This is a genomic window from Streptomyces katrae, from assembly GCF_002028425.1.
Taxonomy (GTDB): Bacteria; Actinomycetota; Actinomycetes; order Streptomycetales; family Streptomycetaceae; genus Streptomyces; species Streptomyces katrae_A.
The window spans coordinates 1,118,181-1,139,581 of sequence record NZ_CP020042.1; the positions used below are offsets into that span (position 1 = coordinate 1,118,181).

General features: G+C 74.4%; 17 protein-coding genes and 1 pseudogene. 9 read left to right on the plus strand and 9 right to left on the minus strand.

From position 1 onward, the window contains the following. Positions 1–63 precede the first annotated feature (63 nt). The 3 genes from B4U46_RS05135 to B4U46_RS05145 all read left to right on the plus strand — a co-directional run bounded on the left by B4U46_RS05135 (position 64) and on the right by B4U46_RS05145 (position 6,777). The gene (locus B4U46_RS05135; RefSeq protein ID WP_079424461.1) at positions 64–2,988 is read left to right on the plus strand and encodes an FAD-binding and (Fe-S)-binding domain-containing protein; all 2,925 of its coding nucleotides are present in this window, start codon (positions 64–66) and stop codon (positions 2,986–2,988) included. A gap of 163 nt (positions 2,989–3,151) precedes the next feature. Then, positions 3,152–4,999, plus strand: a complete 1,848-nt coding sequence (locus tag B4U46_RS05140) for an ABC transporter transmembrane domain-containing protein (protein WP_079424463.1) — start codon at positions 3,152–3,154, stop codon at positions 4,997–4,999. After that, entirely contained in the window at positions 4,996–6,777 is a 1,782-nt protein-coding gene (locus tag B4U46_RS05145) for an ABC transporter ATP-binding protein (protein ID WP_079424465.1), read from the plus strand. Before B4U46_RS05140 ends, B4U46_RS05145 begins: the two co-directional genes overlap by 4 nt. Before the next feature lie 33 nt (positions 6,778–6,810). Here B4U46_RS05145 and B4U46_RS05150 read toward each other — a convergent pair whose 3' ends face one another. Next, positions 6,811–7,602: a metal-dependent hydrolase gene (locus B4U46_RS05150; protein WP_079424467.1), complete on the minus strand. Its 792-nt coding sequence runs from the start codon at positions 7,600–7,602 to the stop codon at positions 6,811–6,813. An 84-nt stretch (positions 7,603–7,686) separates the two neighbouring features. Between B4U46_RS05150 and B4U46_RS05155 the strand changes: the two genes are divergently transcribed. The 3 genes from B4U46_RS05155 (at position 7,687) to B4U46_RS05165 (ending at position 11,740) form a co-directional block, all read left to right on the plus strand. After that, positions 7,687–10,269 (plus strand): DEAD/DEAH box helicase, encoded by a 2,583-nt coding sequence (locus B4U46_RS05155; protein WP_079424468.1) that lies wholly within the window; start codon positions 7,687–7,689, stop codon positions 10,267–10,269. A gap of 106 nt (positions 10,270–10,375) precedes the next feature. Further along, on the plus strand, positions 10,376–11,278 hold the full coding sequence (locus B4U46_RS05160) for an acyl-CoA thioesterase (RefSeq protein WP_079424470.1): 903 nt from the start codon (positions 10,376–10,378) through the stop codon (positions 11,276–11,278). A 60-nt stretch (positions 11,279–11,338) separates the two neighbouring features. Next, positions 11,339–11,740 carry a YchJ family protein gene (locus B4U46_RS05165; protein WP_079424472.1) on the plus strand — a complete coding sequence of 134 codons (402 nt, stop codon included), beginning with the start codon at positions 11,339–11,341 and terminating at the stop codon, positions 11,738–11,740. Here the strand turns inward: B4U46_RS05165 and B4U46_RS05170 are convergent. The 7 genes from B4U46_RS05170 to B4U46_RS05200 form a co-directional block, all read right to left on the minus strand. Beyond that, positions 11,704–12,528 carry a DUF6397 family protein gene (locus B4U46_RS05170; RefSeq protein WP_079424474.1) on the minus strand — a complete coding sequence of 275 codons (825 nt, stop codon included), beginning with the start codon at positions 12,526–12,528 and terminating at the stop codon, positions 11,704–11,706. The two genes, B4U46_RS05165 and B4U46_RS05170, sit on opposite strands and share 37 nt — an antisense overlap. Before the next feature lie 113 nt (positions 12,529–12,641). Next, the gene (locus B4U46_RS05175; protein ID WP_045950089.1) at positions 12,642–13,040 is read right to left on the minus strand and encodes a roadblock/LC7 domain-containing protein; all 399 of its coding nucleotides are present in this window, start codon (positions 13,038–13,040) and stop codon (positions 12,642–12,644) included. A gap of 289 nt (positions 13,041–13,329) precedes the next feature. Then, positions 13,330–13,977, minus strand: a complete 648-nt coding sequence (locus tag B4U46_RS05180) for a GTP-binding protein (protein WP_398898243.1) — start codon at positions 13,975–13,977, stop codon at positions 13,330–13,332. Beyond that, a complete protein-coding gene (locus B4U46_RS05185; RefSeq protein ID WP_079424476.1) occupies positions 13,974–14,354 on the minus strand; it encodes a DUF742 domain-containing protein in 381 nt (126 codons plus the stop codon). Before B4U46_RS05185 ends, B4U46_RS05180 begins: the two co-directional genes overlap by 4 nt. A 17-nt stretch (positions 14,355–14,371) precedes the next feature. Next, positions 14,372–14,818 (minus strand): roadblock/LC7 domain-containing protein, encoded by a 447-nt coding sequence (locus B4U46_RS05190; RefSeq protein ID WP_079424478.1) that lies wholly within the window; start codon positions 14,816–14,818, stop codon positions 14,372–14,374. Then, positions 14,818–17,469, minus strand: a complete 2,652-nt coding sequence (locus B4U46_RS05195) for an ATP-binding protein (RefSeq protein WP_079431576.1) — start codon at positions 17,467–17,469, stop codon at positions 14,818–14,820. Before B4U46_RS05195 ends, B4U46_RS05190 begins: the two co-directional genes overlap by 1 nt. 43 nt (positions 17,470–17,512) lie before the next feature. Next, entirely contained in the window at positions 17,513–18,418 is a 906-nt protein-coding gene (locus tag B4U46_RS05200; protein WP_079431577.1) for an MHYT domain-containing protein, read from the minus strand. A gap of 171 nt (positions 18,419–18,589) precedes the next feature. Between B4U46_RS05200 and B4U46_RS05205 the strand changes: the two genes are divergently transcribed. Beyond that, complete coding sequence (locus B4U46_RS05205; protein WP_079424480.1) at positions 18,590–19,189, plus strand: class I SAM-dependent methyltransferase; 600 nt, start codon at positions 18,590–18,592, stop codon at positions 19,187–19,189. A gap of 61 nt (positions 19,190–19,250) precedes the next feature. Here the strand turns inward: B4U46_RS05205 and B4U46_RS05210 are convergent, their stop codons facing one another. Then, positions 19,251–20,165 carry an oxygenase MpaB family protein gene (locus B4U46_RS05210; RefSeq protein WP_079424482.1) on the minus strand — a complete coding sequence of 305 codons (915 nt, stop codon included), beginning with the start codon at positions 20,163–20,165 and terminating at the stop codon, positions 19,251–19,253. 134 nt (positions 20,166–20,299) lie between these two features. Here B4U46_RS05210 and B4U46_RS05215 point away from each other — a divergent pair, with 134 nt between their 5' ends. Together B4U46_RS05215 and B4U46_RS05220 are read left to right on the plus strand one after the other, a co-directional pair. After that, positions 20,300–21,088, plus strand: coding sequence for a hypothetical protein (locus B4U46_RS05215; RefSeq protein ID WP_079424483.1), 789 nt, complete (start codon positions 20,300–20,302; stop codon positions 21,086–21,088). A gap of 1 nt (position 21,089) precedes the next feature. After that, a pseudogene (locus tag B4U46_RS05220) lies at positions 21,090–21,385 on the plus strand (TrmO family methyltransferase domain-containing protein); the annotation flags it as partial. Between the last annotated feature and the right edge of the window lie 16 nt (positions 21,386–21,401).

Sequence of the window (21,401 nt, forward strand, 5' to 3'; positions counted from 1 at the left end):
ACGGTCCCGCTGAGGGGCGCCGGGGGCGGCGGGCCGGGCGACCACACGGACAAGGGGTCGCACATGCCGCTGCTCGAACCGAAGCCGGGCGCCCTGCGCCCGGCCCGCCCCGGCGCCCCCGCACCCGACCGCGTCCCCGACCGGACGGCCGCCGGCACCCCGCGGACCCTGCGCGAGGAGCTGACGGCGCTGCTCGGCGCCGAGAAGGTGCTCTGGGAGGTCTCCGACCTCGTCCGCTACGCCACCGATGCCTCCCCGTACCGTTTCGTCCCCCAGGTCGTGGTGGTCGCCGAGGACATCGACGACATCTCCGCGGTCCTCTCCTACGCCCACGGCAGGCAGCGCGAGGTGGTCTTCCGCGCCGCCGGGACCTCCCTCAACGGCCAGGCGCAGGGCGAGGACATCCTCGTCGACGTGCGCCGCCACTGGCGGGCTGTCGAGGTCCTCGACGGAGGCCGCCGCGCCCGGATCCGGCCCGGCACCACCGTCTTCCGGGCCAATGCCGCCCTCGCCCGCCACGGCCGGGTCCTGGGCCCCGACCCGGCCAGCGCCGTCGCCTGCACCCTCGGCGGGGTCGTCGCCAACAACTCCTCCGGGATGACCGCCGGCACGACGAGGAACGCGTACCGCACGCTGTCCTCCCTCACCTTCGTCCTGCCGACCGGCACCGTGGTGGACACCGCCGACCCGCTCGCCGACGAGGAGCTGGCCCGCGCCGAGCCGGCCCTGTGCCGGGGGCTGATGGAGCTCAAGCGGGAGATCGAGGCGGACCCGGCCCTCGTGGCGCGGATCCGGGCCAAGTACGAGATCAAGAACACCACCGGCTACCGGCTCGACGCCTACCTGGACGGCACCACGCCCGTGGAGATCCTGCGCGGGCTGGCGGTCGGCTCCGAGGGCACCCTCGGCTTCATCGCCGAGGTCGTCTTCGACACCCTGCCCCTCGACCGCGAACTCACCAGCGCCCTGCTCTTCTTCCCCTCCCTCCCGGCAGCGGCCGCCGCCGTCCCGCTGTTCAACGAGGCCGGCGCCCTGGCCGTGGAGCTGATGGACGGCAACACCCTGCGCGCCTCGGTGAGCGTCGAGGGGGTGCCCGCCGACTGGGCGGAGCTGCCCAGGGACACCGCCGCCCTGCTGGTGGAGTTCCGCGCCCCCGACGCCGCCGGGCGCGCCGCGCACGAGCGCCGGGCCGCCGCCGTCCTGCCCCGGCTGGAGCTGGTGGCGCCGGTCGCCTCCGTCACCAACGCCTTCACCGCCGACCCGGCCGTCATCGCCGGTTACTGGAAGGCCCGCAAGGCCTTCGTCACCGCCGTCGGCGGAGCCCGGCCGCCGGGCACCACCCTGATCACCGAGGACTTCGCCGTACCCCCGTCACGGCTGGCCGAGGCCTGCGAGGCGCTCCTGGCGCTCCAGGCGGAGCACGGCTTCGACGCGGCCGTCGCCGGGCACGCGGCCCACGGCAACCTGCACTTCCTGCTGGCCTTCGACGCCTCCAGGCCCGGGGACGTCGACCGGTACGCGGCCTTCATGGAGGCCTTCTGCCGGCTCACCGTGGAACGGTTCGACGGCTCGCTGAAGGCCGAGCACTCCACCGGCCGCAACATGGCCCCCTTCCTGGAGCTGGAGTGGGGACCCCGGGCCACCGACCTCATGTGGCGCACCAAGCGGCTGATCGACCCGGAGGGCATCCTCGCCCCGCGGATCCTCCTCGACCGCGACCCGCGAGGACACCTGCGCGGCCTGAAGACCATCCCGCGGGTGGAGGCGGAGGCCGACCCCTGCATCGAGTGCGGGTTCTGCGAACCGGCTTGCCCCAGCGCGGACCTGACGACCAGTCCGCGCCAGCGCATCGTGCTGCGCCGCGAGATGGTGCGCCAGCCGCCCGGCTCCCCGGTCCTCGGGGCGCTGCTCGACGCCTACGGCCACGACGCCGTCGACACCTGCGCGGGCGACTCCACCTGCAAGCTCGCCTGTCCCGTCGGCATCGACACCGGCGCGTTGATGCGGGAGTTCCGCCACCGGCGGCACGGCCCGCGCGAGGAGCGCGCCGCCGCCCTGGCCGCCGAGCGGTTCCGTGCCGTCGAGGCCGCCGCCCGGCTCGCGGTGGCCGTCGCCGACCGGGCCGGCGACCGGGTGCCGGCCGCCCTCACCCGGGCCGCGCGCCGGGTGGTGCGCCCCGACCTGGTGCCGCAGTGGCTGCCGCGGCTGCCCGGGGCCGCGGCGCGGCGGCTGCCGCCGACCCGGCGGGTGGGCGCGGCCGCCGTGTACTACCCCGCCTGCGTCAACCGGATCTTCGGCGGGCCCGCGGACCGTCCCGGGCCCTCGCTGCCCGAGGCGGTGGTCGCCCTGTCGGAGCGGGCCGGGCGGCCGGTGTGGATCCCGCGCGACGTGTACGGCACCTGCTGCGCGACGATCTGGCACTCCAAGGGGTACGAGGCCGGCAACCGGCTGATGGCGAACCGGGTCACGGAGGCCGCCTGGGGATGGACCGCCGGGGGCCGGCTCCCGCTGGTGGTGGACGCTTCCTCCTGCGCCCTCGGCCTCGCCCGGGAGGTGGTCCCGTACCTCGGTGAGGACAACCGGGCCCTGCACGCGGAGCTGCGGATCGTGGACTCCGTCGTGTGGGCCGCCGAGGAGCTGCTGCCGCACCTGGAGGTCCGGCGCAAGATCGGGTCGGCGGTCCTCCACCCCACCTGCTCGATGCGCCACCTGGGGGACGAGGAGCAGCTGCGTGCGGTCGCCGGGGCCTGCGCGGAGGAGGTGGTGGTCCCGGACGACGCGGGCTGCTGTGCCTTCGCGGGCGACCGGGGGATGCTGCACCCCGAGCTCACGGCCTCGGCGACGCGGCGGGAGGCGGCGGAGGTGACGGCGCGGCCGTTCGACGCGTACCTGTCGGCGAACCGGATGTGCGAGGTGGGCATGGAACGGGCCACCGGGCACGCCTACGCCTCGGTGCTGCTCGAACTGGAGCGCGCCACCCGGCCCTGAACCGTTCCGCGCGCTCCGCTCACGCCCTCGCGCGACGCACGCCCCCGGGCCTCCGGGGCGTGCGCGGGCGGCTCCCCCCCCGCCCGGAAAATTCGATTGCCGGGGGGACGACCGGAAGGCGAACCTTGCGTGGTTTGCACTCACCGAGCCGTGATGGGGCGTCATGCAGATCAGCGACCTTCCGTATCCGGATCCCGGAGTACCCGACGCCCGCTCCGGTCCGCGTTTCCTGTGGTGGCTGGGGCGGGGCCAACTCGGCGGGCAGGCCCGCAGCCTGGCCTGGGGGCTGCTGCACTTCTGCGGTATCGCCGGGCTGCCGTACGCGGTCGGCCTGGGCGTCGAGGCGGCCGTCGACCGCGACGGCGGACGGCTGCTGCTGGTCGGCGGGGTGCTCCTGCTCGTCGGCGCCGCCATCGCGACCGGGGACGCCATGCTCCACCGCACGGCCGTCACCAACTGGATCACCGCCGCCGCGCGGGTGCAGCAGCTGCTCGCCCGCAAGACGGCCGAGCTGGGCTCCGCCCTCAGCCGCCGGGTCGCGGCGGGTGAGGTGGTGGCGGTGTCCACCGGGGACGTGGAGAAGATCGGCTGGTTCGTCGAGGCCGTCTCCCGCTTCCTCGCCGCGGCCTTCGCCGTCGTCGCCATCTGCGTCGGGCTGCTGTTCTACGCACCCTCGATCGGGGTGGTCGTCGCGGCCGGTGTCCCCGTGCTCGCCCTGTCCGTGCTGCCGCTGCTGCCGCGGGCCACGCGGCGTGCCGACGTCCAGCGCGAGAAGGCGGGCAAGGCCACCGAGCTGGCCTCCGACACCGTGGCGGGCCTGCGGGTGCTGCGCGGCATCGGCGGCGAGGAGCTCTTCCTCGACCGCTACCGCGACGCCTCGCAGGAGGTCCGCAGGGCGGCGGTGCGCAGCGCCCGGATGTGGGCGCTGATCGCCGCGGTCCAGGTGCTGTTGCCGGGCGCGCTGATGGTCGCCGTGGTCTGGTACGGCTCCGTGCTCGTCCTGGACGGACGGCTGGCGGTGGGTGAACTCGTCGCCGCCTTCAGCGCGGTGGCCACGATGCTGTATCCGCTGAGGCACTTCGAGGAGATCGCGATGGCGTACTCCTTCTCCCGGCCCTCCGCCGAGCGGGCGGCCCGGGTGCTGTCCCTGACGCGTACGGACGGGGCACCGCAACCCGCCGCCGCGGAGCCGGTGGAGGCGCCTGCTCCGGGCGGGGACCTGTACGACCCGGCGACGGGACTACTGGCCCCGGCCGGGCGGTTCACGGCGGTGGTGTGCGGGGACCCGGACGCGGCGGGCCGGCTCGCGGAGCGGCTGGGCGGGCACGCCGTCCAGGCCGGGGACGGCCCGGGCGCCGCGCCGCCGTCGGTGCTGCTCGGCGGGGTCGCGCTGGACGATCTCGCGCTGGACGCGGCGCGCGGGCTGGTCCTCGTGCAGGACAAGGATCCGGTGCTGCTGTCCGGGACCCTGCGCGAGCTGTTCGACGTGCCCGCGTCGGGCGCGGTCCCGGCGCCTCAGGCGCTGGCGGCGGCGCAGTGCGGGGACGTCCTGGACGCGCTGCTCCAGGCGGCTCCCGACGGGGTGGACGACGCGATGGACGCCCGGATCACCGAGCGCGGGCGGTCCCTGTCCGGCGGGCAGCGCCAGCGGCTCGCACTGGCGCGGTCGCTGGTCACCGACCCGGAGGTGCTGGTGCTGGACGAGCCGACCTCGGCGGTGGACGCGCACACCGAGGCGCGGATCGCCGACGGGGTGGCCTCCTTGCGCACCGGGCGCACCACCGTGGTGCTGGCGTCCTCGCCCCTGCTGCTGGACCGGGCCGACCGGGTGGTGCTGGTGCACGAGGGCCGGGCCGTGGCGGCGGGCACCCACCGCGAGCTGCTGCGCGGCGAACCCCGCTACCGGGCGGTCGTCACGCGGGAGACGGACGGGGAGCAGGGGCGGGTCGCGGAACAGGGGCGGGTCGCGGAACCCGCCGGGGAGCTCACAGAGATCGAGGAGTCCGCATGATCGGCGTGGCGCCGCCCGAGTACGATCCGGCGGCCCCCGAGACGGCCGCGACCCTGCCCGTGGGCACGTCGGCGACCGTACGGGGCTATGTGCGCGAACTGCTGCGGCGGCACCGGCGGGCCTTCACGGCGCTGGTGGCGGTCAACGCGGTCGCGGTGGTCGCCTCCATGACCGGCCCGTACCTGCTGGGTCGGGTGGTGGACGGGCTTTCGGCCGGGGAGCGGGAGCTCCATCTGGGGCGCGTGGCGCTGTTGTTCGCGCTGGCGCTGGCCGTGCAGACCTGTTTCGTGCGGCTGGTCCGGCTGCGCGGGGCGATGCTCGGCGAGCAGATGCTGGCCGATCTGCGCGAGGACTTCCTGGTGCGGTCGGTGGGCCTGCCGCCGGGTGTCCTGGAGCGGGCCGGAACCGGTGACCTGCTGTCGCGGATCACCACCGACATCGACCGGCTGGCGAACGCCATGCGCGAGGCCGTGCCGCAGCTGGCCATCGGCGTGGTCTGGGCGGGGCTGCTGTACGGGGCGCTCGCGGTGACCGCGCCCCAGCTGGCGCTGGCCGCGCTGGTGGCGCTGCCGGTCCTGGTCGCCGGCTGCCGCTGGTACTTCCGGCGGGCGCCCTCGGCGTACCGGTCGGAGGCCGCCGGGTACGCGGCGGTCGCGGCGGTGCTGACGGAGACGGTCGACGCGGGGCGGACGGTGGAGGCGCACCGCCTGGGCGGGCGCCGCATCGCCCTGTCGGAGCGGCGGATCAAGGAGTGGACGGCCTGGGAGCGGTACACGCTGTTCCTGCGGACCGTGCTCTTCCCCGTCGTCAACGTCACCTATGTGACGATCCTCGGAGCGGTGCTGCTCATCGGCGGGTACTGCGTGCTGCGCGGCTGGATGTCGGTCGGCCAGCTGACCACGGGCGCGCTGCTGGCGCAGATGATGGTCGACCCGATCGGGCTGATCCTGCGCTGGTACGACGAGCTCCAGATCGCCCAGGTGTCACTGGCGCGGCTGGTGGGCGTGCGCGAGATCGAACCGGCCGCGGGTGACCGGGCGGTGGCCCCGGAAGGCCGGGACGTCCGGGCGGACGAGGTGCGGTTCGGCTACCGGGAGGGCGTGGACGTGCTGCACCGGGTGTCGATGTCCGTGCCGCCGGGCACCCGGATGGCGCTGGTCGGCCCTTCGGGCGCGGGCAAGTCCACCCTGGGCCGGCTGCTGGCGGGGATCTACGCGCCGCGGACCGGGGAGGTCACGCTCGGCGGGGCGCGGCTGTCGCGGATGCCGGCGGAGCGGGTGCGTGAACACGTGGCGCTGGTCAACCAGGAGCACCACGTCTTCACGGGGTCCCTCCGGGACAACCTGCGGCTGGCCCGGACGGGCGCGCAGGACGGCGAACTGTGGGCGGCGCTGGGCGCGGTGGACGCCGACGGGTGGGCACGCGCCCTGGAGTCGGGGCTGGACACGGAGGTGGGCTCGGGCGGCACCGCGCTGACCCCGGCGCAGGCGCAGCAGATCGCGCTGACCCGCCTGGTGCTGGCGGACCCGCACACGCTGGTCCTGGACGAGGCGACCTCGCTGCTCGATCCCAGGGCGGCCCGGCATCTGGAGCGGTCGCTGGCGCGGGTGCTGGACGGCCGGACGGTCATCGCGATCGCCCACCGGCTGCACACCGCGCACGACGCGGACGTGATCGCGGTGGTCGAGGGCGGCCGGATCAGCGAACTCGGCTCGCACGACGAACTGGTAGCGGCCGACGGGGCCTACGCGGCCCTTTGGCGCTCCTGGCACGGCTGACCGGGGCGCCGGCGGCGCCGGGGCCGGGGCCGGCTAGATGAAGCCCAGGGCCGAGGCGCCGCCGATACCGCCCAGGAGCATGAACACCGGCATGAGGACCTTCAGCTCCACCCAGCTGCCCGCCCGGAAGCGCATCGCCTTCGGCGGGCCGACCGCGTACCAGCGCTTGCCCTTGATCGGCAGGGGCCACAGGACCGGGCAGCCGGAGACGGTCAGCGCGTCCCCGATGTCGTGGACGAGGGCGCCGAGCAGGATCGGCAGGCCGAGCCACAGGTACTCCTGCCCGGGGCCGGAGAACAGCCAGCCGGCGCCGTTGCCCGGCTGGTCGAGGACTCCGGCCAGGATCCAGGCGCTGGTCGCGCCGAGCAGCCAGACCAGGATGTCGCTGGACATCCGCGCCGCCCGCCACAGCAGGCCCTCGACGGCCAGCACCAGGTGGACGAAGAGGAGCGCCAGCACGCCCCAGCGCTCGAAGCTCACGGCCAGCGCGGAGGAGCCGGCGCCTATGAGGACCGCCCACAGCCAGGTGTGGGTCAGGGTGCGGTGACCGCCGCTGCGCCGGGCGTCGCGCGGCGAGCGGGTCGCCTTGTAGACGGCGTAGGAGATCTTGTCGACCACCTCGCACAGGCCCCGGGACAGCGGCCCGAAGGCTCGGGAGATGGTCGCCGACTTGTGGTCGAGGTCGGGGGCGAGAGCCGCGCCGGCGCAGATCAGTGCTCCGACGACCAGTACCGGCCAGGGCATCGGGTGTCCGGCGGCCGCGGTCGCGGCGCCCACCCCCAGCCAGGCCGCCGCCCCGGACAGTGAGTGCGCCGGACCCATCATGCTCGTTCCCCGCCCCGGTCCTGTCGTGGCGCGGCCCCTTCGACGTCTTCGGTCGGGCCGCCTCGACGGCCCAGGGTACCGGCGATGATCTTCTTTCCGTCCGCCGGTTCCCCCTTCCGGCGGGAAGCCAGGCAAGATGGGGGCGTGACCCTCATTGATCAGCTCCCGCCGACCGCCGACCCCGATGCCCTCTTCGAGGCTTTCTCCTCGTGGGCGGAGGACCAGGGCATCACCCTGTACCCGGCGCAGGAGGAGGCGCTGATCGAGGTCGTCTCGGGCGCGAACGTGATCCTTTCGACCCCGACCGGCTCCGGCAAGAGCCTCGTGGCGGCGGGTGCGCACTTCACCGCGCTGGCCCAGGACAAGGTCACCTTCTACACCGCCCCGATCAAGGCGCTGGTGTCGGAGAAGTTCTTCGACCTGTGCAAGCTCTTCGGCACCGAGAACGTCGGCATGCTCACCGGCGATGCCTCGGTGAACGCGGACGCCCCGGTGATCTGCTGCACCGCCGAGGTGCTGGCCTCCATCGCCCTGCGCGACGGCAAGTACGCCGACATCGGCCAGGTCGTGATGGACGAGTTCCACTTCTATGCGGAGCCGGACCGCGGCTGGGCCTGGCAGATCCCGCTGCTGGAGCTGCCGCAGGCGCAGTTCGTCCTGATGTCGGCGACGCTCGGCGACGTGAAGCGGTTCGAGGAGGACCTGACCCGGCGCACCGGCCGGCCGACCTCGGTGGTCCGCTCCGCGACCCGGCCCGTGCCGCTGTCGTACGAGTACGTGACCACGCCGATCACCGACACCATCACCGAGCTGCTGGAGACCCGGCAGGCGCCGGTCTACATCGTGCACTTCACGCAGGCCCAGGCGGTCGAGCGGGCGCAGTCGCTGATGAGCATCAACATGTGCACCCGCGAGGAGAAGGACAAGATCGCGGAGCTGATCGGCAACTTCCGTTTCACCACGAAGTTCGGCCAGAACCTCTCCCGCTACGTCCGCCACGGGATCGGCGTGCACCACGCGGGCATGCTGCCCAAGTACCGGCGGCTGGTGGAGAAGCTGGCCCAGGCCGGCCTCCTGAAGGTGATCTGCGGTACCGACACCCTCGGCGTCGGCGTCAACGTCCCCATCCGCACGGTGCTGTTCACCGCGCTCACCAAGTACGACGGCAACCGCGTGCGCACGCTGCGGGCCCGCGAGTTCCACCAGATCGCCGGCCGCGCGGGCCGCGCGGGCTTCGACACGGCCGGGTTCGTGGTCGCGCAGGCGCCGGAACACGTCATCGAGAACGAGAAGGCCCTCGCGAAGGCCGGCGACGACCCGAAGAAGCGCCGCAAGGTGGTCCGGAAGAAGGCTCCCGAAGGCTTCGTCGCCTGGTCGGACACCACTTTCGAGAAGCTGATCGCCGCCGATCCGGAACCGCTGACCTCCCGCTTCAAGGTCACCAACATCATGCTGCTGTCGGTGATCGCCCGTCCGGGCGACGCCTTCCAGGCGATGCGCAGCCTGCTGGAGGACAACCACGAGCCGCGCAAGGCGCAGCTGCGGCACATCCGCCGGGCCATCGCGATCTACCGGTCGCTGCTGGACGGCGGTGTCGTGGAGAAGCTGGACACCCCGGACGCCGAGGGCCGCACCATCCGGCTGACCGTCGACCTCCAGCAGGACTTCGCGCTGAACCAGCCGCTGTCCACCTTCGCACTGGCCTCCTTCGACCTGCTGGACCCGGAGTCCCCGTCCTACGCGCTGGACATGGTCTCGGTCGTGGAGTCCACGCTGGACGACCCGCGCCAGATCCTCGCGGCCCAGCAGAACAAGGAGCGCGGCATCGCCGTCGGCGCGATGAAGGCGGACGGGATCGAGTACGAGGAGCGGATGGAGCGGCTCCAGGAGGTCAGCTATCCCAAGCCGCTGGAGGAGCTGCTGGTCCACGCCTACGACGTGTACAGCAAGAGCCACCCCTGGGTCCGCGACCACCCCGTCTCCCCGAAGTCGATCATCCGCGACATGTACGAGCGGGCGATGACCTTCACCGAGTTCACCTCCTTCTACGAGCTGGCCCGCACCGAGGGCATCGTGCTGCGATACCTGGCCGGCGCGTACAAGGCCCTCGACCACACCATTCCCGACGACCTGAAGTCGGAAGACCTGGAGGACCTGATCGCCTGGCTGGGCGAGCTGGTCCGGCAGGTGGACTCCAGCCTGCTCGACGAGTGGGAGCAGCTGGCGAACCCGGAGGTGGAGACGGCGGAACAGGCCCAGGAGAAGGCCGACCAGGTCAAGCCGGTCACGGCCAACGCCCGCGCCTTCCGCGTGCTGGTCCGCAACGCGATGTTCCGCCGGGTGGAGCTGGCGGCCCTGGACCACGTCGACCAGCTGGGCGAGCTGGACGCCGACTCCGGCTGGGACGCCGACGCCTGGGGCGAGGCCATGGATGGGTACTGGGACGAGTACGACGACCTGGGCACCGGCCCCGACGCGCGCGGCCCCAAGCTCCTGCAGATCGAGGAGGACCCGGCGCACGGCCTGTGGCGCGTCCGCCAGACCTTCGCCGACCCGAACGGCGACCATGGCTGGGGCATCAGCGCCGAGGTCGACCTCGCCGCGTCCGACGAGGAGGGCCGGGCCGTCATCCGGGTCACCTCGGTCGGCGAGCTCGGCTCGCTCTGACCTCCCCCGGACCCCGTCCGGGGGAAGCCCCGACCCGCACGCCACCCGGCCGGGCGGCCCCGCCCGGCCCGCCGGCACCGCCGGACACGACAGTGGAGAGCCCCTGATGACGAACCCCGCCGAGAGACTGGTCGATCTGCTCGACCTGGAGCAGATCGAGGTCAACATCTTCCGGGGGGCCAGCCCCCAGGAATCCCTCCAGCGCGTGTTCGGCGGGCAGGTCGCCGGCCAGGCGCTGGTCGCGGCAGGCCGGACCACCGAGGGCGACCGCCCCGTCCACTCCCTCCACGCGTACTTCCTGCGCCCGGGGATTCCCGGGGTGCCCATCGTGTACCAGGTGGAACGGGTGCGTGACGGGCGCTCCTTCACCACGCGCCGGGTCACCGCCGTCCAGCAGGGCAAGACCATCTTCAACCTGACCGCCTCCTTCCATCACCCGGAGGAGGGCAGCATCGAGCACCAGCTGCCTCCCCGCCTCGACTTCCCGCACCCGGACGCGCTCCCGAAGGTCGCGGACGAGATCCGCGAGCACCTGGGCGCACTGCCCGAGGCCCTGGAGCGGATGGCCCGCCGCCAGCCCTTCGACATCCGGTACGTGGACCGGCTCCGCTGGACCCCGCAGGAGCTCAAGGACGCCGATCCGCGCAGCGCGGTGTGGATGCGGGCGGTCGGCCCCCTGGGCGACGACCCGCTCGTGCACACCTGCGCCCTCACCTACGCCAGTGACATGACCCTCCTCGACGCCGTGCGCATCCCCGTGGAGCCGCTGTGGGGCATGCGCGGTTTCGACATGGCCTCCCTGGACCACGCCATGTGGTTCCACCGGCCGTTCCGGGCGGACGAGTGGTTCCTGTACGACCAGGAGTCACCCATCGCACACGGCGGCCGGGGCCTGGCCCGCGGCCGGATCTACGACCTGGAGGGCAGGCTGCTGGTCTCCGTGGTCCAGGAGGGCCTCTTCCGTCCGTACCCCGCGGAGAAGGCACGACCGGCCGTGTCCCCCCAGTAGGCCGGCGCGGCCCGGCCCTCCTCACCCCTCCCCTCCCGTACCGAAGAACTGAGCTCACCCATGACCAGCCCGGTCCTCCCCTGCCCCTGCGGGCTGCCCGCCGCCTACCCGGCCTGCTGCGGCCGCTTCCACTCGGGCGCCCGGCAGGCGCCGACCGCCGAACTGCTGATGCGCTCACGCTTCAGCGCCTTCGCTCTCGGCGACACCGCCTACCTGCTGCGGTCCTGGCACCCCTCGACCCGCCCCGCCCGGCTCGACCTCGATCCGGACCAGCGCTGGGAGCGGCTGGAAATCCTCGCGACCGAGCGCGGCGGGATCTTCGAGACCGAGGGCTCGGTGGAGTTCCGCGCCCACTACCGAGAGGGCGGCCACACGGGATCGCTGCACGAGCACAGCGCCTTCTCCCGGGAAGCCGGCGCCTGGGTCTACGTCGGCCCCCTCTCCCCCGTCGAGTTCGACTGACCCCGCGCCCCGCTCAGGGCGAACTCCAGGCTGGCACGGTACCGGCCGGCCTCTTCGGGCTGGTCCGCCAGCAGCAGGGGCCGGGCCACCGCCGCGGCCGCCGGGACCTGCGGGTGACCGTAGGGCGGGGGCGGCGCGAGCGCCGCGAGCACGATGCGCTCCGCCGGGTCGGGAACGGCGGCCAGCACCTCCTCCTCCGGGAGCACGGAGGCCAGCACGGCCGCCCGCTCCCAGGGATCGGCGGTCCGTCTCAGCAGCAGTCCCACATGCCGCTCCCGCCACCTGCGCGGGCGAAGGTCCGCTCCGGCGGCCACCAGTTCCCGGTCCTGGGGCGGTGCGGCCCCGCTCAGCAGCCCGGGCTCCCGGGCGGCGAACTCCCGCAGCTCGGCCGCCAGGTAAAGCCAGACGAGGGCCCGGTAGCGGTTGACCCGGTAGCCGACGGGGCTGAGGTGCCCGCACCGGGCGAGCCGGGTGAACCGGGTCGGCCCGGTCCCGAGCACCCGGGCCCCGTGGTCCGCGCCCGCCACCGTCTCGACCTGCGCCCGGAGCGCATCCGGATGTCCCCGCCGCGCCTTGACCCGCTCCAGCTCGGCCCTGGCGAAACGGGCGGCACCGCCCGCGGCCCGGGGACCGGGGCGCACCAGCCCGAGCTGGACGGCCCGGGCGAACTCTCCCCGCCCCAGGCCCAGTTCCACCGCGGCCCGGGCCCCGCCGAGCAGCGGCTCCGGCCGCGCGTCCTCCCGTAGAGCCGCCCCGACGGGCGCGCACTGCCTCGCTTCCACCTTCATCACGGTCCTCCCCCACGACTGGCGACCGCCCATGGCGATCACTCTGTGTGAAGACCGTAACCGAGCGCTACGACGTCGCGCCGGGCCTGTGGACAACTCTCGTCATGCGCCGCTCAACCCCCGGTGATCCGGCGCTCCGCCACTCCCAGGTGCTCTCCCACCCGGTTCACCAGCAGCGTCATCTCGTACGCAACCTGCACGATGTCAGCCTCGGCGGCGCTCAGCGCGCACAGGCTGCTGCCCGAGCCCGCCGCCACCACGAAGAGGAAACCCTCGTCGTACTCGACCATCGTCTGGCGCACCTCACCCGCCCGGAAGTGCCGCCCCGACCCCTTCGCCAGGCTCTGCAGCCCCGCCGCTACCGCTGCGAGGTGTTCGGAGTCCTCCCGCGCCAGGCCCGCGCTCGCCGCCGTCACCAGCCCGTCGTTCGACAGCACCACCGCGTGGCGGACCTGCGGGACCCTGCGCGTCAGATCGTCCAGCAACCAGTCGAGCTGCTTGTCCAGTGCCATTTCCAGCCCCTCCCCGTTGACCCGGCCGACGTGGCCGCGCCCTCCCCGCGTGGTCCTGCCGCAAGCCTTCCCCACCAGGGGCTTTCCGGCAAGGAGATGGACGCATGGCACGGAAGATGACTCAAGAGGAATGGCGGGCGTCCCTCCGGCCCCCGTCCGCCGCCGGGAAGCCACCCCGGGCGGACGCGGACGGAAGCCCGCACATCGCTCCCATCCGGTCCCTTCCCGACAGCGGCCACACCGTGCCCACCACCGGCGGTGACACCGTCAAGAGCCGGATTCCGGCCCTTCACACGGAACCGGCCTGCGGGCCCACCGAGTCCAGCAGCCGGGCGGTGTGCACCCGTCCCGCGTACTCCACCAGCCGGATCAGCACTTCCTTCCCCGAATCCCGGTCCCGCGCGTCACACAGCACCACCGGCGTGCCCTGCTCTAGGTCCAGCGCCCGCGCGACCTCGTCCGCCCCGTAACGCCTGGCGTCGGTGAAGCAGTTGACGGCGACCACGAAGGGGATCCGGCGGTGCTCGAAGTAGTCCACCGCCGGGAAGCAGTCCTCCAGCCGCCGGGTGTCGGCGAGCACCACTGCCCCGAGCGCCCCCTGCGAGAGCTCGTCCCACAGGAACCAGAAGCGGTCCTGGCCCGGCGTCCCGAACAGGTACAGCGACAGCCCGGCCCGGATGGTGATCCGCCCGAAGTCCATGGCCACGGTGGTGGTCGTCTTCCGGTCCACCCCGCCGGTGTCGTCGACCAGTTCACCCGCCTCGCTGAGCAGCTCCTCCGTACGCAGCGGACGGATCTCGCTGACCGCGCCCACCAGCGTGGTCTTGCCCACCCCGAACCCGCCCGCCACCAGGATCTTCAACGCCAGCGCGGCCAGGTCCCCGTCGCCCGCGGGATCCCGCTTCTGCGCCGGTCCGTTGTCGTGCAGTCCCCTCACAGCGCCCTCAATCCCTCGATGACTTCCCGCAGAATCCGCAGTTCCGGCAACCGGGCGGGCGGCACCGGACGGCTGACCTTCACGTGCCCCGCCTCGAGCAGGTCCCCCAGCAGCACCCGCACCACGCCCACCGGAAGGTCCGCCTCGGCGGCGAGCTCCGCGACCGACTGGGTCTCGGCGCGGCAGAGCCCCAGCAGGGCCCGGTGTTCGGGCTCCAGCAGCGACTCGTCCCCCGCCCCCGCGCCCCCGGGACCGACCGCGACGAGGGCGATCAGGTCGAAGCGGACCCCGTGGGGCCCCGGTTTCGTCCGCCCTCCCGTCATGGCGTACGGGCGGACCAGGGGACCCGCCTCGCCGTCGTACCACCGGCCGTCCATGTTCCGGCCCACCGCTCTCACCCGGCGGCCGGCGGGTGGGAGGCCGCGAACCGGGGCGGGGTGTAGAGGTGTTCGCCGACCCGCTTGACCAGGCGGGCCATCTCGTAGGCGATCAGGCCGATGTCCGCGCCGGCGGTGCTGAGCACGGCCAGACAGGACCCGTCCCCGGCGGCCGCGACGAAGAGGAACCCCCCGTCCATCTCCACCAGGGTCTGGCGCACGCCCCCGGCGTGGAAGTGCCGGCCCGCGCCCTTGGCCAGGCTGTGGAAGCCGGAGGCGACGGCGGCCAGGTGCTCGGCGTCCGCCCGGCTCAGCGCGCTGGAGGAGCCGACCGCGAGCCCGTCGTTGGACAGGAGCACCGCGTGCCGGACCTCGCGGACCCGTCTGACCAGCTCGTCGAGCAGCCAGTCCGGCTCCCCGCTCCGGCGGACGCCTTCGGGGCCCGCCCTGTGGTGTTCGATCATCACACTTCTCCTTCGCTGCCTGAATGGGGTGATTCGTCCCGGGAGCCGCGCGCCCAGCCGGCCCGGTAGGCCGCCATCCGGTCCCGCGCCTGCTCCGGGCTCCGGCCCGGCGGCTCCTGCGCGGGCAGCGTCCCCGGCGGGGTCAGGTCGGCGGGAACCTCGCGCAGCTGCGGGACCAGGCTGGCCTGGCGCACGCGGCGCGGCAGTTCGGCCACCGGTTCCACGGAGGGCGGCGGGGCGGGTGGGGCAGGTGGCGCCGGGCGGGCGCCGGGCGCCGGGGCCGCCGCGGATACCGGGTCGGCACGCCCCTCCCCGCCGCCCGGCCCGCGCGGCCGGAGCGCCGCCACCGGGGCGGGGAACGGCTCCCCCGGCCCGGCACCGGAGCGCACGGCGGGCCCGGGGCCGGGACGCACGGCGGGCCCGGGCGGCGCAGCGGGGGCGGGTCCCCGTCCGGCGGGCCCGGGGCCGGCGGGGCGAGGCCCCGCAGCCGGCGACCCGGCCGGCTCTGCCCCGGCGGCGGTCGGCCGCCTGTCACCGGCCGGCCCGGCACCCGCCGTCCCGGGGTCCGGCACCGCCTCGATGGCGCCCTGGAGCAGGGACAGCGGCAGCAGCACCACGGCGGTCGTGCCCCCGTACGGCGAGGGCCGCAGGTGCACCCGGATGCCGTGCCGGGCGGAGAGCCGGCTGACCACGAAGAGCCCGAGCCGGTCGCTGTCGAACAGGTCGAGGTCCTCGCACTGCTCGATCCGCCGGTTCGCCCCGGCAAGGGCCTCGCGGCCCATGCCGAGCCCGCGGTCCTCGACCTCCAGCACGTAACCGGCGCCGACGGGTTCGCCGCTGACCCGGACCTTGGTGTGGGGCGGGGAGAACTGGGCGGCGTTCTCGATCAGTTCGGCGAGGAGGTGCGTGAGGTCGGCGACGGATCCGCCCGCGACGGAGGTCTCGGCGAGCCCGCGCACCTCCACCCGCGGGTAGTCCTCGATCTCGGAGACGGCCGCGCGCACCACGTTCGTCAGCGGTACGGGCATCCGCCAGGCCCGGCCGGGGGCGGCGCCGGAGAGGATGATCAGGCTCTCGGCGTGGCGGCGCATCCGGGTCGTGAGGTGGTCGAGCCGGAAGAGGTCACCGAGCTCGCCCGGGTCGTCGGCCCGGCGCTCCATCGAGTCGAGCAGGCTGAGCTGTTTGTGGACCAGGACCTGGCTGCGGCGGGCCAGGTTGACGAAGACTCCGCTGACCCCGCCGGCGAGTTCGGCCCGTTCGACGGCGGCGCCGAGTGCGGCCCGGTGGACCGTGGACAGGGCCTCCCCGACCTGGGTGATCTCGTCCTCGGCGGGCGGGCCGGACGGGGCCTCGGCCTCGATGTCGATCTCGTCGGACCGGCCCGCGCGGATCCGGTCCATGGCCTGCGGGAGCTTGTGGTGGGCGATCTCCAGGGCCGAGTCGCGCAGCGAGACCAGTTCGACGACCAGGAAGCGGCCGATGCGCACGGAGATCACGAGCGTGACGGCGACGGCGGCCAGGCCCAGCAGCACGGCGGCCCCGGCCGGGCTGAGGGCGGCCTCGGTGAGCGGGTCGGTGTGCGGTGCGGTCTCGGCGTGCGCGGCCTGGCGGATCTCGCGCAGGGAGCCGCCGATGCTCGTGTACGCGCCCTCCCAGCCCGGCGGTGTGCCGCGGGACTCCTTCGCGGCGGCGGGGGCACCGGCGCCCGTGGCCGTCGGCGTCAGGGCCTTGTCCTCCGCGGCGGTGAGCTCGCTGTAGGCGGCGCTCTGGGCCACCGACTCCCACACCGCCCGCTGGCCCGGGGGCAGGTCCCCGGCGGCGGCCGCGGTCAGCGCGCGGCGGGATTCGACAGCGGCCGTCAGGCGGCGCTGTGCGTCGGCGCCGCGGGCGCCCGGCAGGGCGAGCAGGGCGTCCTCCCGGGAGAGGAGTTCACCGGCCCGGGCGAAGTCGAGCAGGACCCGGGCCTCCGCGCCGAGCTCGGGGTGGGCCCCGCCGGACAGGGCGCCTTCGACGGCCAGGGCGGCGTCGGCCACGCGGGTGTACGTCTCGTAGGCGCCGTCGGGGGTGGCACGGCGGTCGGCGACGTCCTTGCGGGCGGAGCCGAGCGCCTCCGCGTCGGCGACGAAGGCGGCGAGCCGGACCACGGTGTCGGCGCGGTAGTCACCGGTGTCGGCGGCGGTGTGGCGATCGCCCAGGCGCAATCGCCGGACGGCCGCATCGGTCCGCCGGGCCTGCCCCTCGAGGGCGGAGGCCTGGTCGGAGGCGGGGTCGGCCAGGAAGCGGACGGCTGCGCGGCGTTCGGCCTGGATCTCGGTGAGGGCGGCGGCGACGGGCGTGCGTATCTCGGCGTCGACCTGCCGGACGCGGCCGAGGCGGACGATGTCCTGGGCGGCGCTGACGGTGGCGAAGCCCCAGAGTGCGAGCAGCGAGACCACCGGGACCATCAGCAGCGAGACGATCTTCGCCCGGACGGTGGCGGGCCGCCGCCGGAGCCCGGGCTTCGCCGTGCTCCCGTCGCCGGCCCCCCGGCCGGGGCTCGCGGGCGCTGCCGCCTCCTCGGCAGGGGCACCGGCATGGGCGCGGCGGCCGCGCGGCGGGGGCGCGGGCGGCCGCGGCACCGCCGGGTCCGGTCTTCTGCGGGGTGTGCGCATGGGCTCCTCGTTCCGGGGCGGTACGTCTGGGCGGGGCGCGGGGTCAGCGGGAGGGGGCGGGACGGTCCGCCGGCGGCCGTCCGGGGCGCGGTGCGTAGGCGGCGGCGGGGAGCCGGGCCGGAGCCGGACCGGAGGCCCGGCCGGACGCGGTGCCGGGGCCAGGACCGGGAGCGGCAGCGGCAGCGGCAGCGGCACCAGGAGCAGCGGCCCGCACCGGCAGCGCCCGCTCGTCGCCCGTCGGGGACAGGGCGACGAAAGCGGCGGTGACGAACAGGTACGAGCCGAGCCCGACCGCGAGGGGGAAGATGAACTGGAGCGCGGTGGCCCCGGGCAGCGGCTCGGCCGAGGGGGTCACACGGACGGTGACGGCCATCATCCCGGTGTAGTGCATGCTGCTGACGGCCGCGCCCATGAGGAGGGACGCACCGGTCACCGCCAGCGGCGAGCTGATGTGCAGGGCGGCCCAGAGCGCGGCGGTCGCGGCCACGACGGCGATGGCGATCGAGATCCCGACGACCAGGGGGTCGTAGGCGACCCTGCCGTGCAGGCGCAGGGCCGCCATCCCGAGGTAGTGCATGCTCGCGACGCCGAGACCGGTGGTGAGGCCGCCGAGGACCAGGGAGCGGCCGCGGTCCCGGCCGTAGCCGACGGCGAAGAGCCCGGCGCCGACGACGAGCACGGCGACGAGGAGGCTCAGGAGGGTCAGCGGCACGTTGTAGTGGATCTCGGTGCCGGTGATGTGGAAGCCCAGCATGGCGATGAAGTGCATCGTCCAGATGCAGGTGGCCAAGGCCGAGGCCGCGGTGAGCAGCCAGTTGCGGCGCGAGGGGCCCGTCGCGGCGAGCGCGCGGACGGTGCAGCGCAGGCCGAGGGCGGCGCCGATCGAGGCCATCACGTACGACAGCGCGGGTGTCAGCCAGCCATAGGCGGCGTGGTCCAGGTGTCCCATGGCCACGGGACGCTAGTCCGGGTGAGGGGACGAACACGGGGCGCATTTCGAAAGCCGCTGGAACTGCTGGAATATGACAGACATACGTTCATCTGCGACCACGACGGACGACAGCTTGCACACGGGCCACATCGGGTGGGGAATCATGGGTGCATGAGCACTGTGAACCGGATGAGCGAGGACCGCACGCGTGTACAGGAGTTCTTCGGGGCGCGGGCGGACGCCTGGGACGAGAAGTTCCCGGAGGACGGCCCCGCCTTCGCGAGGGCCGTCGCCGAGTTCGGCGTCGGGCCCGGCGACCGGGTCCTCGACGCGGGCTGCGGGACCGGGCGGGCGCTGACCCCGCTGCGCGCGGCCGTCGGACCTGCCGGGACGGTGCTCGGCGTGGACCTCACCGAGCGGATGCTGGCCGCGGCTCGGCGGGCGGGACGGGGGGCGGACGGGACGCTGCTGTGGGCGGACGTGGCCCGGCTACCGCTGCGCGACGGGGCCCTGGACGCGGTGTTCGCGGCCGGGCTCATCGCGCACCTGCCCGAACCGGCGGCGAACCTGCGCGAGCTTGCCCGTGTGGTCCGCCCCGGCGGCCGGCTCGCGCTGTTTCACCCGATCGGGCGAGCCGCGCTGGCCGCGCGCCACGGCCGCGAGCTGACCCCGGACGATCTGCGGGCCGAGCAGAACCTCGGCCCGCTGCTGTCCGGTTCCGGCTGGGAGATGACCTCGTACGCGGACGAGGACGCCCGCTTCCTGGCCCTGGCCGTCCGCCGCGCCTGAGCGCCCTTTCCCCGTCTTTTACGTCGGCACGCGCGGCGGGGTCCCCGCCGAAACCCGGGGGCTACGCCGGAGGCTGGGCATCCGCCCCGGCCGGGCGGCGCGGGTGGGGCACGGGGCAGCCCCCGGCCCCGGGCACGGGGAACGTGCCGAGCTCGCCCACGTCGTAGCCGTGGGGGTAGCCCTTGATCTCCGGGTTCTGGCGTGCGTAGTGCGGGGCCTTCCGGGGCGGCAGCAGCCGTACCGCCCGGCCGCGCAACCGCAGGGCGCCGTGCACCAGGCGGCTGAGCGCGGGGTGGGGGCGCTCGTACCGGAAGGCGCTCAGCAGCGGCTCGTCCAGGAGGGCGCGGCTCGCGCGGAGCACGGCGGGGGCGAGGGGCGCCGGGTACCAGGAGGCCATCAGGCCCAGGGTGGAGTCGGCGACCGCGCGGCCCCCCTCGTCCCAGCCGAAGTGGGCCTCCTCGTAGGCGTCGAGGGTGGCCTCGAACTCCTCGTAGGAGCCCGGAACGTCCTTGATGCCCAGGTGCTTGCCGAGCGTCGCGTAGTAGTGGGCGCAGGCGCGGCGCTCGTGGTGGGTCAGCGGGCGCCAGCCGTAGGCGTCGATCCAGCGCGACGGGATCACCACGAACGTGCACAGGACGTAGCGCATGTCGTCGTCGGAAATGTCGTAGCTGCGGTGCATCTGGTTGACGCGGCGGATCGCCGTGCGGGCCGTGTCGTGGTCGAAGCCGTGCTCCACGACCGCGTCGAGGAGCAGTGCGGTGTCGTCGTAGCGCTTCTGGGGGCGCTCGGTGAACTCGGCGGTCTCGGCGAGCAGGCTCCCGATGCTCGGGACCGCGTAGGTGCGGAAGAGGGCGAGCTCCAGGGCACGGCTGAAGTCCCAGGGGAATTCGTAGGTGGCGGTGAGCCGGTAGATGGCGAGGAAGTCCTTCTCGGGGTCGAGCCGGAGGATCTCCTTCAGCCGGTCGTAACGCTGCACCGGTCTCCCTTTCTGTGGCGGGTGCCCAACTCTACGTGCAGGTAGAGGGCTTGAAAATCGCCGCCCGCCGGGTCTCGACGCGCGAGTTACCGCCTGGTTAGGGTGCGCCGACGAGACTGCGATCGGGAGGCCAGGTGTCGGACGAGGAGGGCGGGGGCTCGCTGTACGTGCTGAGCGCCGTGCTGCTGACCCCCACGCAGTTCCCGGCGTTGCTCGGCGACGACTTCCCGGAGGCCTGCTCGCTGCTGGGCGTGGCGCCCACCGCCGAGGGGTACGGGCTCGTGCTCGGGCAGGACGAGGAGGGCGCCCGGTGGACGGTCGTGGTGGACGACGTCTCGCTCGTGGCCGCCGCCATCGCCTCCTGGGACTGCGGCATGGAGTACGAGCTGTCGCCCGACGAGCGGACGGTCGTGCTGTCGCTGGCGGGCTGGCCGCTGGAGCTGACCGTGTCCACGCCCGGCATCCCCGCGCCGCACGACCCGGAGCGGGGCGCGGACGGCACCGGGCGGGTGCCGCTCGCGCCGCCCTCGGCCGACACCTGGGGGCCGGTGCAGCGGCGGCTGGGCGCCGACCAGATCGCCCGGGAGTGGGCGGACTGGCGCGAGCGCGTGGCGGAGGACGGCGGCGCCGCTGCCGCCGCGCACCCGGGGCTGGCGCGGGCGCTGCGGGAGGCGGTGGACTACACCCGGCAGCCGCCTCCGCCGGGGCGGGTCCGGTCGGCCTTCGCGGGTGAGGGCGTACGGACCTTCCGGGCGGACGGGCCCGGCTGGTCGCTGGTCGCCCGGACCGGCGACGCCGCCTTCGTGCTGCTGGACGAGGAGCCGGGCGGGGTGCTGGCGGTGCCCCGCGAGGCGGCGGACGGGCTGCCCGGACTTTCCGGCCTGCTGGAGGCGCTGGACCGCGTCGCCGTGCGGCCGGCCTGACCACTTCGACCGGGTGCCGGTGGAGAAGATCGAGACCGGTGCCCGGCACCCCCGGGGGAACCGGGACTGGCCGCTGGTCGGCATCTTCGCCCAGCGCGGGAAGAACCGGCCCAACCGGCTCGGCGTCTCGCGGTGCCGGGTGGTGACGGTCGAGGGGCTGGACGTGCACGTCGAGGGCCTGGACGCCGTGGACGGCACCCCGGTGCCCGACCTCAAGCCGTACATGGAGGAGTTCGGCCCGCGGGGCGAGGTCCACCAGCCGGCTGGGGGACGGCCCTGATGCGCGACTGCTACTGACGCGACCGCTGCCGGG

What these genes read in the sequence shown, in the direction of transcription:
- B4U46_RS05135 (WP_079424461.1), top strand. Translation starts at nt 64, where the DNA reads ATGCCGCTGCTCGAACCGAAGCCGGGCGCCCTGCGCCCGGCCCGCCCC.
- B4U46_RS05140 (WP_079424463.1), top strand. Translation starts at nt 3,152, where the DNA reads ATGCAGATCAGCGACCTTCCGTATCCGGATCCCGGAGTACCCGACGCC.
- B4U46_RS05145 (WP_079424465.1), top strand. Translation starts at nt 4,996, where the DNA reads ATGATCGGCGTGGCGCCGCCCGAGTACGATCCGGCGGCCCCCGAGACG.
- B4U46_RS05150 (WP_079424467.1), bottom strand. Translation starts at nt 7,602, where the DNA reads ATGATGGGTCCGGCGCACTCACTGTCCGGGGCGGCGGCCTGGCTGGGG.
- B4U46_RS05155 (WP_079424468.1), top strand. Translation starts at nt 7,687, where the DNA reads ATGATCTTCTTTCCGTCCGCCGGTTCCCCCTTCCGGCGGGAAGCCAGG.
- B4U46_RS05160 (WP_079424470.1), top strand. Translation starts at nt 10,376, where the DNA reads ATGACGAACCCCGCCGAGAGACTGGTCGATCTGCTCGACCTGGAGCAG.
- B4U46_RS05165 (WP_079424472.1), top strand. Translation starts at nt 11,339, where the DNA reads ATGACCAGCCCGGTCCTCCCCTGCCCCTGCGGGCTGCCCGCCGCCTAC.
- B4U46_RS05170 (WP_079424474.1), bottom strand. Translation starts at nt 12,528, where the DNA reads ATGAAGGTGGAAGCGAGGCAGTGCGCGCCCGTCGGGGCGGCTCTACGG.
- B4U46_RS05175 (WP_045950089.1), bottom strand. Translation starts at nt 13,040, where the DNA reads ATGGCACTGGACAAGCAGCTCGACTGGTTGCTGGACGATCTGACGCGC.
- B4U46_RS05185 (WP_079424476.1), bottom strand. Translation starts at nt 14,354, where the DNA reads ATGGACGGCCGGTGGTACGACGGCGAGGCGGGTCCCCTGGTCCGCCCG.
- B4U46_RS05190 (WP_079424478.1), bottom strand. Translation starts at nt 14,818, where the DNA reads ATGATCGAACACCACAGGGCGGGCCCCGAAGGCGTCCGCCGGAGCGGG.
- B4U46_RS05195 (WP_079431576.1), bottom strand. Translation starts at nt 17,469, where the DNA reads ATGCGCACACCCCGCAGAAGACCGGACCCGGCGGTGCCGCGGCCGCCC.
- B4U46_RS05200 (WP_079431577.1), bottom strand. Translation starts at nt 18,418, where the DNA reads ATGGGACACCTGGACCACGCCGCCTATGGCTGGCTGACACCCGCGCTG.
- B4U46_RS05205 (WP_079424480.1), top strand. Translation starts at nt 18,590, where the DNA reads ATGAGCGAGGACCGCACGCGTGTACAGGAGTTCTTCGGGGCGCGGGCG.